Origin of the sequence: Pseudoalteromonas sp. SWN166 (assembly GCF_015864485.1) — a bacterium.
Classification (GTDB): Bacteria; Pseudomonadota; Gammaproteobacteria; order Enterobacterales; family Alteromonadaceae; genus Pseudoalteromonas.
In genome coordinates this window covers 197,019-210,951 of the sequence record NZ_JADYXB010000001.1, presented here as the reverse complement: position 1 = coordinate 210,951, position 13,933 = coordinate 197,019, and the positions used below count along the sequence as shown (strand labels likewise).

The following is a 13,933-nucleotide window of genomic DNA, read 5'->3' as shown; positions in this document are numbered from 1 at the left end:
GTTAGCCTACGGTTACTTCGTAAGACGTAAATTTACGAATATTAATAACGCCTTTTTCAAAGATTAAGTACTGACCTTTAATACCTTGTAAAACACCGCTTACAACGGGGTCTTTATCAAAGTTAAATGAGCTGATTTTTGTTGGGTACTCGGTTACCGGAAAATCTAAATCAACCACATCTTCATCAAGCTGTTCTATTGCTGTTGCGCCAAATAACTCACTTAACTCGTTTAGCTTTTCACTAATTTGCGGAATAAGCTCTGCTGCAGCTGCTTTTAAGTCAATTGCTTCGTTTTGACCTTTTAGCATATTGCGCCAATTAGTTTTGTCGGCAATAAATTCAGCCAATGCAACTTCCACTAAACCTGATTGCAGGCGAGTTTGTACTTTAAAAATAGGCAATGCTTGAGTCGCACCCTGATCAACCCAACGAGTCGGTATTTGCGTATGGCGAGTAATGCCCACTTTTAACCCTGACGTATTAGCAAGATATACATAGTGTGGGAGCATGCAGTTTGCTTCGCCCCATTCTGGTTCTCTACAGGTGCCTTGGTCGTAGTGACAAGTTTCTGGTTTCATAATACACATATCGCAACTAGCGAGCTTGCGCATACATACAAAACAGTGACCTTGAGAATAGCTTTTTTTAGTTTTTTTACCGCAGTTAGAGCATAAAATAGTGCCGCTAAAGGTAAGTGTAAGTTCTCTACCTATAAATGCATTTAAGTCTACTAGGTGTTCACCTACAGGTAAGTGATATTGTACTGGTTCGGTTAAGCTCGATTTTAGTTTACGCAGTGTGCCTTGCATCTTTACTTGGCCCCTAAAGATGTTAAAAAGAGGAGTCTAACATTTTTAAGCTATATTGGCTTTTTAAGAAGTGTAAATAGTCGGTGTAAGGCAGTGCTTTTGCGTATAAATAACCTTGGGCGTTATCAGCGTTCATATCTTTGAGTAAGTGATGAATCTCTTGTGTTTCTACTCCTTCAATTGTTATTGATAAATTAAGGTTATGCGCCATATCAATGGCTGTTTGTACAATAACTTGATGGGTTGGATTATTAGGTAAATCAAAAACAAACGACTTATCTATTTTAAGCTCACTAAAGTGATAATTAACTAAGTAACTAAGTGACGCATAGCCAGTTCCAAAGTCATCCAATACCACTTTAATACCTAATGCTGTTAACTCATCAACTAACTTTATAAGTGCATCTTGGCTGTCTACAAAGGCAGATTCGGTTAGCTCAAATTTAAGTAAGTAAGCTGGCACTTGGTATTTAATTAAAATGTTTTCTACTTTTTCGGCTAAGTTATTTATAGTTAGATTTTTAGCACTCAAATTTACACTAATTGTATGCTCGTTATAGCCATTTTTTATAAGCTCAACTATGTCTTTACAGGCTTGCTCTATTACCCACAGTGTTAGCTCGTTAATAATGCCGGTGTGCTCAGCAAGTGTTATCAACTCCTCTATTGATAAGTTACTGTAAGTTGGGTCTGGCCAACGTAATAAAGCCTCAGCACCACTGACGTTGTTACTCAATAAATTAATTTGAGGTTGGTAGTAAAGCGCTAGTTGATTTGTTTTGATAGCTTGCTGTAATTTAGCTGCTAAAGCAACGTCCATCATCAGGTTATTACCGTTTGACGATGACCCTACTTGGTTAACGCTACCTTTTGCTTTTTTAAGGGCTAAATAACCACGCTTTAACCAATATTCAAAATCGTTACTCTTACCTGCACTACTAATACCTATACTGTAACTAAGCTGTAGATTTAGCCCTTTAATTTCATATTGTTTTGGTAGGCTGCTAATTATTTTAGTCAGTAGTGCTTCTAGCATTTCTTGGTTTTGTGTTTTAGTAGAAATACAGGCAAATACGCCACTGCTTAAATCGGCTAAGCGTGGGCTGGTGTTTAAATCTGTTTCGAGGTTTGTAAATTCGCGTTCATGGCTCAGTTCTAATTCAAGCTCTTTGGCCACATGCTTTATAAGTGTGTAGCCCTGAGATGAGGTAATAATAGTATTGAGTGAATTAAAGTGACGTATTTTTATTAAACACAAAGTTGTTGAGCGATTTTGGCTTTGTAGTGCCATAAATGCTTGTTTTAGTTTAGAGCTATTAAGTAATTTTGTTTGTTGTGTGTGCGTGGCATGGTAAAGCGCACGTTCGCGCTGATACCTTACTCGGTCTGCTAGTGCCATGGCCATTAAAATAACTTCGCACAAAATAGCGACTAAAAAGGCATGGCGGGTTGTAAAGGTATACGGTAAAAAGCCGGTGAGTTCCATAGGTTGAATTACCGCACCAATTATTAGCGGTATCCATGAAAAAACATAAAATTTAGCCCATCTAAAACCACTGCGTAACTTGTTATATATTAAAATAATACAGGTAATATAAAGCAGTGCCATCACACCAAAAAATATAGGCGCCGCTATGTTTTCAGAAATAAACAAGCTACACACAGCAAGAATAAACATAAGCCAAAGTAAGGTTATGCTCATTTTATAGCGCCAGCATTTATCTTTATGATAGCGTAAAAACATGGTGCAAAAGGCAAGGGTAAAAAAGGCGACCCCGTAATTACTAAACACGACTTGCTCGTGAATAAATAGTTGCCATTGCTTAGGCCATAAATAAAAGCCAAAGCCTAGTACGGCTCCCATTAACGTTATAGCGCTAACGATGTAACCAATATAAATTAAATAAACACGGTCCTTTATACCAAAGTAAAGCACCAAGTTATAAAGTGCAGCCATTAATAGCACGCCTACAAAGATTCCCCAGATCCCCGTTTGTGAGCGAACTAAATCAATAAACTCTTTATCACGATATAAGTTTACAGGTGTTTTACTTATACCGATTGTGTCTATTTTCATTACCAAACGCTGTGAAGATCTTCTCTCTACCAAAAAACGAATATGCGGCACGCTATATTCAAACAAAGAGAGGCCTTCCTCTTTATCGCCTAACTTGTATGTTTCAATTAGTTTATTGTTTTTATCAAGGCGATAAACCGTAAGATGGTCGACCATAGGATTGTCAAAGTGCGCTACAACATTTTGCTTATTAAGGCTTTTATTTTCTAAATCAAGAAATAACCAATAGTTTTGCTGGCTAAAACTCCATGGAACATCTGAAAATGGTTGATGGGTAAGTAGTTCAGGTTGGTTAATAATAGTGTCGAATGTTTTAGTTTTGGTTTCGTCAATATAGTAGGCGTAATCGAGGTACATTGGAGCCGTTTTATCAATTGTATATCGTGTAGGCACGACTAAGTTTGATGCCAATGTACTGATTATAAAAAATATAAATATCAGTATGGCAACAGCAATTGAATGATAGCGTAAAGTTCTTAGTTCCAACGTTTGTGTACTTTTAAAAAACCTTTTAATTAGTGTAGCACTAAAAAAGCGCAGGTAAACTGCGCTTTTTTAGTTAAATTAACTGGTTATACCAATGAATAGGCATTATAGGCTATTGCTCGCGTGCAATAGCACGGTAAGCTATATCTGTACGATATTCCATACCATTCCAGCTAATTTCTTTAACAAGCTCATAGGCGCGCTGCTGTGCTTGCGTAACAGTGTTACCGAGTGCTGTTGCGCATAATACGCGACCGCCTGCGGTTACAACGTCATTGCCACTTTGCTTAGTACCTGCATGAAACACTTTTTCACCTGCAGGGTAATCAACTTTTAGTCCTGAAATTGCATCACCTTTAGGGTAATCACCAGGGTAACCTTTAGCTGCAAGTACAACACCCACAGCTGCGCGTGGGTCAAACTTAATCGTTGTTTTATCAAGTTCTACACGGTTAGCAGCCTCAATCAATTCAACTAGGTCTGATTGCAAACGTAGCATCATTGGTTGAGTTTCAGGGTCGCCAAAACGACAGTTGTACTCGATTACTTTAGGGGTACCTGTTTCGTCAATCATCAAACCTGCGTATAAAAAGCCGGTGTACGGATGGCCTTCGCTTGCCATGCCCTCTACCGTAGGGTAGATCACTTCGTTCATAATACGCTGGTGGATTTCATCAGTAACAACTGGCGCAGGTGAGTATGCACCCATGCCACCCGTGTTAGGACCCGCATCGCCATTGTAAGCGCGTTTATGATCCTGACTGGTAGCAAAGGGTAATACGTTTTTGCCATCAACCATTACAATGAAAGACGCTTCTTCACCCTCTAAAAACTCTTCGATAACAACACGACTTCCCGCATCGCCAAACGCATTACCCGCAAGCATATCGCGAATAGCCTCTTCAGCATCAGCTTCGGTCATGGCGACAATTACGCCTTTACCAGCAGCTAAACCATCTGCTTTTACAACAATTGGCGCGCCTTTTTCTTTTAAATAAGCAAGGGCAGGGTCAATTTGTTCAAACGTTTGGTAATCGCCTGATGGAATATTATGACGTGCTAAAAAGTCTTTAGTAAACGATTTAGAGCCTTCAAGCTGAGCTGCACCCGCTGTAGGGCCAAAAATAGCCATGTTATGTTCACGAAACTTATCAACAACACCTAGTACTAAAGGTATTTCTGGACCTACAATAGTAAGCTCTACCTTATTTTGCTGTGCAAAACTAAGTAGACCCTCTAAGTCGTCAACGTTTATTGCTACGTTTTCAAGTTTTGGTTCAAGTGCAGTACCTGCATTACCAGGGGCTACAAATACAGTATTTACTTTGGTGTTTTGAGCGGCTTTAAACGCAAGAGCGTGTTCGCGGCCGCCGCTGCCAATGACTAAAACATTCATGGCGAAAATTCCTATTTAAAGCGGTTTCTTAAATTTCAGCGTCATGCGGTCGCTTTCACCAATGGCTTTATATTTGTCGGCATCTTGTTCGCCGAGTCTTAAGCTTGGTGGTAGCGTCCATACACCCTTAGGATGATCGGCTGTATCTTTTGGATTTGCATTTATTTCACTGCTTGCAACTAATTCAAACCCAGCTTGTTTAGCTAGGTCGACTACGTAGCTCTGCTTCATATAACCTGATGTTTTTTGATCTTCGTCAGCACGCTCTTCAGCTAAACGGTGTTCAACTAAACCTAATGTACCACCTGGTTTAAGGGCTTTATAAAAAGCTTGGAATGCACTTAATGCACCGCTTTTATCTTTGCCCATATACCAGTTATGCACATTACGGAACGTTAAAACCATATCGGCACTGCCAGCTGGCGCAATATCTAAATGTGTTACAGGTGCAAACTCAGTAATTTTAACGCTACTAAAGCGCTCATCTTCAGCTACTTTTTGTTTAAAGCCCGCAAGAGAGCGTTGGTAGTAGCCAACTGATGAATCAGCAGGAAAGTGCGCGGCATAGTAAGTGCCTTGCTCTTTTAGTGCTGGCGCTAAAATTTCACTATACCAACCACCGCCTGGCGCAATTTCAACAACTGTCATAGTTGGTTTAAAGCCAAAAAATGCCAATGTTTGAGCCGGGTGACGATATTCGTCACGAACGCTGTTTTTAGCGCTGCGTTCGCTTGATTGAAGTGCATGCTCAAGGCTCGATTCGTGGTTATGGCTAAGCGCCATAGTCGATGTCATCGTTAGTGTGGCTACAAGTAGCGATTTTAGCGCAAATTTCATTGTTTGTTCCTTCACATTATAATTTTAAATAGGTTATTGAATAATCAGAATACGTGAATTTATAGCAAACAAAAAGGGTTAAACCAACGTTTAACCCTTTGTGTGATTAGTGGCGGAAATGGCGCATACCAGTAAGTACCATTGCCATACCGGCTTCATCAGCGGCTGCAATCACTTCTTCATCACGCATTGAGCCACCAGGCTGAATTACCGCAGTAATACCAGCGGCTGCGGCTGCGTCAATTCCATCACGGAATGGGAAGAATGCGTCAGATGCCATTACTGAACCTTTAACTTCAAGGTTTTCGTCAGCTGCTTTAATGCCTGCAATTTTAGCTGAGTATACGCGGCTCATTTGGCCTGCACCTACACCAATAGTCATGCCGTCACGGGCATAAACAATCGCGTTTGATTTAACAAACTTAGCTACTTTCCAGCAAAACAGTAAATCTTTAAGTTCTTGCTCTGTAGGCTGGCGCTTAGAAACAACTTTTAAGTCGCCTTGCGTTACCATGCCTAAGTCGCGATCTTGAACTAAAATACCGCCATTAACGCGTTTAATATCTTGTCCTGCAGCTTTACCTGTCCACTGACCGCATTCTAATAAGCGTACGTTCTTTTTAGCTTCAACAATTATTGCAGCGTCGCTCGAAATACTAGGTGCAATAATTACTTCAACAAACTGACGGTCAACAATTGCTTGTGCTGTTGCTGCATCTAGCTCTCGGTTAAAGGCAATGATGCCACCAAATGCTGATGTAGGGTCTGTTTTAAATGCACGGTCGTATGCTTCAAGGATGTTGTCCCCAATTGAAACACCACACGGATTTGCATGTTTTACAATTACACACGCAGGTACATCAAATTCTTTAACACACTCAAGGGCTGCATCGGTATCTGCAATGTTGTTAAACGAAAGGGCTTTACCTTGCAATTGAGTGGCCGTTGCAACTGATGCTTCAGTAATGTCACTTTCAACATAAAAAGCAGCATCTTGGTGTGAGTTTTCACCGTAACGCATATCTTGCTTTTTAGTAAACTGCATATTAATAGTACGTGGGAATTTAGTCTCTTCAGCCGCTTCCTCTGTGTAATCAGGAACCATTTTACCAAAGTAGTTCGCAATCATGCCATCGTATGCGGCTGTATGCTCGTAAGCAGCAATAGCTAAATCAAAACGTGTTTTGTATGTTGTTGAGCCATTGTTGCTTTGCATTTCACTAATAACACGGTCGTAGTCGCTCGCGTTTACCACAATAGTTACGTCTTTGTGGTTTTTAGCTGCTGCACGAACCATTGTAGGGCCGCCAATATCAATATTTTCAATGGCATCTTCAAGGCTGCAGTTTTCTTGAGCGACAGTATTCGCAAAGGGGTATAAGTTAACTACAACTATGTCGATAGCAGAAATGTTGTTATCTGCCATTACGTTTTCATCTTGTCCGCGACGGGCTAAGATACCGCCGTGAATTTTTGGGTGAAGTGTTTTTACACGACCATCCATAATTTCTGGATGACCTGTGTGATCTGACACTTCAGTCACTTTTATGTTGTTTTCAGCAAGAAGTTTACATGTGCCGCCAGTTGATAATATATCAACACCTTGCGCTTCTAGTGCGCGGGCAAATTCAACAATACCGGTTTTATCAGACACACTTAATAGTGCGCGACGAATGGGACGATGAGTATCCATTGTAGTTTGATTTCCTCAGTTAATGAGCTAGCTTAGAAGCGGGCATTTTAACTGATTACTACTCAAAAAACGACTTATAAAGGCTTAATAAGCGTGAGCATTCTGCAATTTGGTTAATAAGTTGTAGGCATAAAAAAAGCACCCGAGGGTGCTTTTTTAATAATTAGCTGCGATAAACCACAGCCAGCATATTAGTTCATGCCGTATTTTTTAAGCTTTTTACGTAAAGTACCACGGTTGATACCTAGTAAAATAGCTGCACGAGTTTGGTTACCACGTGTATATGTCATTACTTCTTCAAGTAATGGCGCTTCTAGCTCTGAAAGAACAAGGTCGTAAACGTCTTGCACATCTTGACCGTTAAGCTGTTTTAAATAGTGGTGAACAGCTTTTTTTACTGCATCACGCAATGGCTGCGGTTTCTCGTGTGACTGAACATGAGGGTTAGTGATAAATGGAGAAGTCACGTTTTGTTCGAACATTATTAAGTCTCTTTCTTTCTTAGTTAGCTGCTAGTGTTTTAAAGTATTGCTCTAATGCGACGACCTGTGCCTGTGGGTTGTCGAGCGCATTAAATACTCGCCTAAACTGACCATCACTGTCATGGGTTTGCAAATACCAAGATACATGTTTGCGAGCAATTCGCGCTCCCATTGGCTCACCGTAAAACATATGGAGGTTTGTTAAATGCTCCATTAAAATACTGCGTACCTCTGCAATAGCAGGTGGCTGTAAATGTTCTCCAGTTCGCAAATAGTGGTCTATCTCCCTAAATATCCAAGGGCGACCTTGGGCGGCTCGGCCAATCATAATGGCATCTGCACCCGTATAGTCTAAAACCTGCTTTGCTTTTTCTGGTGATGTAATATCACCATTGGCAACAACAGGAATCGACACTGAACGTTTTATATCCCTAATCGTGGCGTACTCGGCATCACCTTTGTACATACATGCGCGCGTACGCCCATGTACAGCAAGTGATGCAATGCCATAACGTTCAGCTATTCTCGCAATCTCTACACCATTACGGTTATCCGGATCCCATCCTGTACGGATTTTAAGTGTCACAGGTATATCAACAGCATTAACGACTGCATCAATAATCTCTTCCACAAGTTCAGGAAACTGTAATAAGGCAGAGCCTGCGAGTTTCTTGTTCACTTTTTTTGCTGGGCACCCCATATTGATATCTATGATCTGTGCACCGTTAGCAACATTGAATTGTGCGGCCTGCGCCATAAGCTCAGGGTCTGCTCCTGCAATTTGCACCGCGCGTATACCCGATTCACCGCTGTGATCCATACGGTTCATCGACTTTTCCGTTTTCCAAACCTTAGGATTAGACGATAGCATTTCAGAAACAGCTAGCCCTGCGCCTAAACGACGGCAAAGTTGTCTAAATGGTCTGTCTGTAATGCCAGCCATTGGCGCGACAATTACATTATTCTCAAGTTGGTATTTACCGATACGCACTATATTCAATAGGCCTCTTTTCAAGGGGCGCTAAGTTTACGGTTTTTTTAGCAAAAATCAAAGGCTATAAATTGAACAAAAGTAACTTTTTTTTGCCCTTTTCGTATTGACATTTGATAACCATATGACAATTGGGTTTATTTGTTTGAAATTCGTACAGTCTTTATTTTTTATACAATAATCAGAAAATATTTTGATATGTAAAAAAATAGTAAAGCCTGTTAAATACAGGCTTTACGTAGACGTTTTGAGTTAATGCTCTAAATATGGTTATACGATTTATTAGGCTTTTTTGGTGCCACTTACTCGAGTCCAATCACCTTCAACGGCAATATCATCTAGCTCAATAAAGGGTGCATAAATATCAGCAACTGATTGCGCTTGTTCTTCTAAAATACCCGACATGGCAATTTTACCGTCAGGCTTTAATAAACCTAAAATTACACTGTGCAATTCGCGAAGTGGCTGGGCTAAAATATTTGCCACTACTATATCGGCAGTAAATTCAGGTTGGTTTTCTGGCAGGTACACTTCAAGTTTGTCTGCAACACCATTTCGGTTAGCGTTATCTAGGCTTGCTTCGAGTGCTTGAGGGTCAATATCAATCCCAATCATGCGCTCTGCACCTAATTTTATCGCTGCGATACCTAAAATGCCTGAGCCACAACCAAAATCAACAACCGTTTTACCTGTTAGGTCTTGGCTTTCTAACCACTTAAGGCATAAGGCCGTTGTTGCATGTGTGCCGGTGCCAAAAGCAAGGCCAGGGTCAAGTAGTACATTTACCGCAGTAGGGTCTGGAATATCGCGCCAGCTTGGACAAATCCATAGCCTTTCACCAAATTGAATCGGGTGAAAGTTATCCATCCATTCACGTTCCCAGTCTTTATCCTCAAGTTGCTCTATTTTGTATACTAAATTGTCTTTTAGCTCATCATGGCGTTTCAATAACGCAACGACTGCATTCATATCGTGATTAGCTTCAAACAAGCCAATTACTGTTGTATCAGCCCAGAATACAACGGTGCCAATTTTGGGTTCGTAAATAGGGGTGTCTTTTGCGTCAATAAAGGTTACTGAAGCACTACCCGCTTCCATTAATAGGTCACTTACTGCATCTGCTGTTGCAGCATTGGCGTTAATACGAATTTGGATCCAAGCCATGATTATTTCCTTCAAATAGAAAAAAGGCCGCTATAGCGGCCTTTTTAGTTTATATAGTAGCGCTAAATTATTTAGCGTCTAAAAAGCTTTTCAGTAAATCTGAGCGAGAAGGGTGGCGTAATTTACGCAGCGCTTTCGCTTCTATTTGACGAATACGTTCACGTGTTACGTCAAACTGTTTACCTACTTCTTCTAAGGTGTGGTCGGTATTCATATCAATACCAAAACGCATACGTAGTACTTTAGCTTCACGGGCTGTTAGGCCTGCTAGTACATCGTTAGTTGCGCCACGAAGAGACTCCATTGTTGCCGAATCGATTGGCGAATCAATAGTTGTATCTTCGATAAAGTCACCCAAGTGAGAATCTTCATCATCACCGATTGGTGTTTCCATTGAAATTGGCTCTTTAGCAATCTTAAGTACCTTACGGATTTTATCCTCAGGCATCATCATGCGTTCTGCTAATTCTTCTGGATTTGGCTCACGACCCATTTCTTGTAACATTTGACGAGAAATACGGTTAAGTTTATTAATCGTTTCAATCATATGTACCGGAATACGGATTGTTCTTGCTTGGTCAGCAATAGAGCGAGTGATTGCTTGACGTATCCACCACGTAGCATAAGTAGAGAACTTATAACCACGGCGATATTCAAACTTATCAACCGCTTTCATCAGACCAATGTTACCTTCTTGAATTAAATCCAAGAATTGTAAGCCACGGTTTGTGTATTTTTTAGCAATTGAGATTACAAGACGTAAGTTAGCTTCAACCATTTCTTTTTTCGCACGGCGTGCTTTCGCTTCACCAATGCTCATTCGACGGTTAATGTCTTTAATACGCTCAATGCTTAAACCTGTTGTTTGTTCAATAACAGATAATTTATTAATGCTACGAATGATTTCTGGCTTAACTTCTTCAAGTTTAGCTGAATACTTTTCGTTACCTGAAATTTCTAAATCAACCCAAGATGCGTCAGTTTCGTTATTAGCAAAGTGCTTAACGAATGTTTTCTTCGGTAATTTAGCAATTTGAACAGCATGTTTCATGATTAGACGTTCTTGAACGCGAACTCTATCCATCATTTCACGCATGTTATTTACCATGCGGTCAAACTGTTTAGGTATTAATTTAAAGGTTCTGAAAAGCTCACCAATTTCAAAAATGGCGGCTTGTGATTCTGGATGCGAACGACCTTTAGCTTCAAACGTATCACGTGCTTTATTGTATAAATCACGTAAATTTTCAAAGTGAATACGAGCTTCTTCAGGATCTGGACCTGTGTCTACTTCTTCTTCATCTTCGTCATCGCTATCAGCATCATCTTTGTCATCTTTATCGTCATCATCAAGTTGTTTAGCACTTAATTCTGAACCGATGTTAGTTGCTGAAATTGGCGCTGTATCTTCATTCGGATCGATAAATCCAACGATGATATCGCTTAAACGCATTTCTTCAGCTTCAAACTTATCCCACTGCTCTAGCAGGTAAGTAATTGCTTCAGGGTACTCTGCAACAGAAATCTGTACTTGGTTAATGCCTTCTTCAATACGTTTAGCGATTACAATTTCGCCTTCACGTGTAAGAAGTTCAACAGTACCCATTTCGCGCATGTACATGCGAACCGGATCCGTTGTACGGCCGATTTCTTTTTCTACAGTCGCAAGGGCTGCAGCGGCAGCTTCAGCTGCGTCTTCGTCTGTCGTTGTTTCTTGCATCATTAATTCATCAGCATCAGGCGCGTTTTCGCTAACCTTGATACCCATATCATTAATCATGCTTATGATATCTTCTACTTGATCTGAGTCTATAATGTCTTGTGGAAGGTGATCATTTACTTCTGCAAAAGTTAAGTAGCCTTGCTCTTTACCTTTTTGAATCAGAAGTTTTAATTGTGACTGAGGAGTTGGATCCATAGAGATTGTTTCTTCCACTCTGATAAGTTGATACAACAGGCGCCATCATGTAGTTTGCATTAAAGCCAACTAGAATAATGTGACGCAGTGAATAGCACAGTATAACAGTTTAAATCAATTTTGACTAGCTGTTAGTGGCTTTTAACGCTGTCATTAACAAATGACACTCAAGTCTTTCGTCGCTACTGAGGCCTTGAGTCTTGTCCTTTATTAATAGGGTCTCGAGTCGATAATTTAAACACTGATCTTCAATAAACTTGAAAGTATTTTTAAAAACCGTCTCTAAACGCTCTTCATTTATTTCGTGTTGCCACGTTGCAAGCTTTATTAGTGGCTCATAATCTTCAGTTCCTCTGAAAAATTCGAGCAGTTGTGCTGTGGTAATGCTTTCTTTTTCTAGGGCTTGTTCTTGTAAGCGTAATAACAGGCCTATGCCAGCAATATTCATTTGTGCGAGTTCTGGTAAGTACGGCACACTTTTAGCTAAATTAGGGTGCTGAATTAAAATACCAATCGCTTGGCGCATCGGTGTTATTTTAAATTTACGTTCAATTGAATACTGCTGCTTAGGTGTTTTTAAACGATTATTAAGTTGCTCTCGTGTTCTTCCGATTAAACGCCCTAATTGTTCAAGAATGTTTTCTTGGTAAAATTCACTAGGAATTTTTTCAATTAGTGGTAGCGCTGCACTAAGCAATTTAGCTTTTCCTGAGTCGAGTGTTAAATCAACTTCTTGGCTTAATTTATTAAACAATACTTTGGTAAAGTCATCTGCTTGGCCTAGGCGCAGCTCAAATTGTTCTTTACCTTCTTTTTGTACAAGAGAGTCAGGATCTTCGCCATCGGGTAAAAATGCAAATTGCAGTGCTTTACCATCATTTAAATAAGGAAGTGCGTTTTCAAGCGCTCTCCAGGCTGCATCGCGACCAGCTCTGTCACCATCGTAACAACAGATTACTTTATCAGTAGTTCTAAACAATGTGTGCATGTGCTCGCTTGTTGTTGCAGTCCCCAGTGATGCAACAGCGTATTCAATTCCTTGCTCCGCTAGGGCAACAACATCCATATAACCTTCAACAACCATGATATGGTCAAGTTTTTTATGGGCTTGCTTTGCTTCATAAAGTCCGTAAAGCTCAAAGCCTTTATGAAAAATTCGGGTTTCTGGCGAGTTTAAATATTTTGGCCCTTGGTCGGCTTGCATTACACGCCCACCAAAGGCAATAACGCGCCCACGCTTATCGCGAATAGGGAACATTAAACGATCGCGGAAAAAATCAAACTGCCTACCAGGTGTTTTTTCTGAGGCTAGTTTTAATTCAACTAATTGCTCTTTTTGTTCTTTGTTGCGGCCAAGTTGTAGGCATAGCCCGTCCCACTCGCTGGGAGCATAGCCAATCATAAACTTTTTAACTGTTTCGCCACTTAAACCACGGCCTTTTACATATTCAATAACGGCGGCAGAATTACTGTGGTGTTTTAATTGGTGCTGATAAAAGCGCGCAGTATGAAGCATTAAGTCGTAATCAGAGCGCTTTTGCGCAGCTGTACGTTCTGGTGCTGAGTTTGTGCCTTGTTCTCGAGGTACTTCTAAGTTGAGCATGCTGGCTATTTCTTCAATAGCATCTACAAACTCTAGCTTTTCGTACTCCATTACAAACGAAATAGCATTACCATTAGCGCCACACCCAAAGCAGTGATAAAACTGTTTGTCTTGCGATACAGTAAATGAGGGCGATTTTTCGTTATGAAATGGGCAGCAAGCTTGATAATCTTTACCTGCTTTTTTTAGACCTATTTTTGAGTCTATCAGGTCGACAATATCGGTTCTGGCAAGTAAATCATCTATAAAGTTACGTGGGATCTTTCCAGCCATTAGTAAAATACAGTCCTGAAATAATAAGAAGAATAACGAATATGAAATTTACTTTTTATACTTGCGTGGTGCAAAGTATAGCGTGCTTTAACTTACCAAAATGATAGCAAAATAAATAGGGAAGCTATAAAAAATTTCATTTTAAAGTAACCTAATAGGTATACTTTTTATTAAAGTTAAAAACAAAGAAACCGAGCGCAAG

10 protein-coding genes are annotated in these 13,933 nt (G+C 40.2%); all 10 read right to left on the bottom strand.

Going from position 1 to position 13,933, the window contains the following annotated elements; genetic code table 11:
- Position 1: 1 nt before the first annotated feature.
- The 10 genes from I6F49_RS00960 to dnaG all read right to left on the bottom strand — a co-directional run bounded on the left by I6F49_RS00960 (position 2) and on the right by dnaG (position 13,731).
- Positions 2–811 carry a DUF2797 domain-containing protein gene (locus tag I6F49_RS00960; RefSeq protein WP_197178033.1) on the bottom strand — a complete coding sequence of 270 codons (810 nt, stop codon included), beginning with the start codon at positions 809–811 and terminating at the stop codon, positions 2–4.
- Positions 812–833: 22 nt separating this feature from the next.
- A complete protein-coding gene (locus I6F49_RS00955; RefSeq protein WP_197178032.1) occupies positions 834–3,374 on the bottom strand; it encodes an EAL domain-containing protein in 2,541 nt (846 codons plus the stop codon).
- Between the two features lie 112 nt (positions 3,375–3,486).
- Positions 3,487–4,770, bottom strand: coding sequence for a phosphoribosylamine--glycine ligase (gene purD / locus I6F49_RS00950; RefSeq protein WP_166420921.1), 1,284 nt, complete (start codon positions 4,768–4,770; stop codon positions 3,487–3,489).
- A gap of 15 nt (positions 4,771–4,785) precedes the next feature.
- Positions 4,786–5,607: a class I SAM-dependent methyltransferase gene (locus tag I6F49_RS00945; protein ID WP_007586523.1), complete on the bottom strand. Its 822-nt coding sequence runs from the start codon at positions 5,605–5,607 to the stop codon at positions 4,786–4,788.
- 106 nt (positions 5,608–5,713) lie between these two features.
- A complete protein-coding gene (gene purH, locus I6F49_RS00940; protein WP_197178031.1) occupies positions 5,714–7,300 on the bottom strand; it encodes a bifunctional phosphoribosylaminoimidazolecarboxamide formyltransferase/IMP cyclohydrolase in 1,587 nt (528 codons plus the stop codon).
- A 191-nt stretch (positions 7,301–7,491) separates the two neighbouring features.
- Entirely contained in the window at positions 7,492–7,782 is a 291-nt protein-coding gene (fis, locus tag I6F49_RS00935; RefSeq protein WP_002957804.1) for a DNA-binding transcriptional regulator Fis, read from the bottom strand.
- A gap of 19 nt (positions 7,783–7,801) precedes the next feature.
- A complete protein-coding gene (gene dusB / locus I6F49_RS00930; protein WP_024603689.1) occupies positions 7,802–8,773 on the bottom strand; it encodes a tRNA dihydrouridine synthase DusB in 972 nt (323 codons plus the stop codon).
- A gap of 282 nt (positions 8,774–9,055) precedes the next feature.
- Positions 9,056–9,937 carry a 50S ribosomal protein L11 methyltransferase gene (gene prmA, locus I6F49_RS00925; protein WP_197178030.1) on the bottom strand — a complete coding sequence of 294 codons (882 nt, stop codon included), beginning with the start codon at positions 9,935–9,937 and terminating at the stop codon, positions 9,056–9,058.
- A 67-nt stretch (positions 9,938–10,004) separates the two neighbouring features.
- Positions 10,005–11,855: an RNA polymerase sigma factor RpoD gene (gene rpoD / locus I6F49_RS00920; RefSeq protein ID WP_165741636.1), complete on the bottom strand. Its 1,851-nt coding sequence runs from the start codon at positions 11,853–11,855 to the stop codon at positions 10,005–10,007.
- 124 nt (positions 11,856–11,979) lie between these two features.
- Positions 11,980–13,731, bottom strand: coding sequence for a DNA primase (gene dnaG / locus I6F49_RS00915; protein ID WP_197178029.1), 1,752 nt, complete (start codon positions 13,729–13,731; stop codon positions 11,980–11,982).
- Positions 13,732–13,933 lie beyond the last annotated feature (202 nt).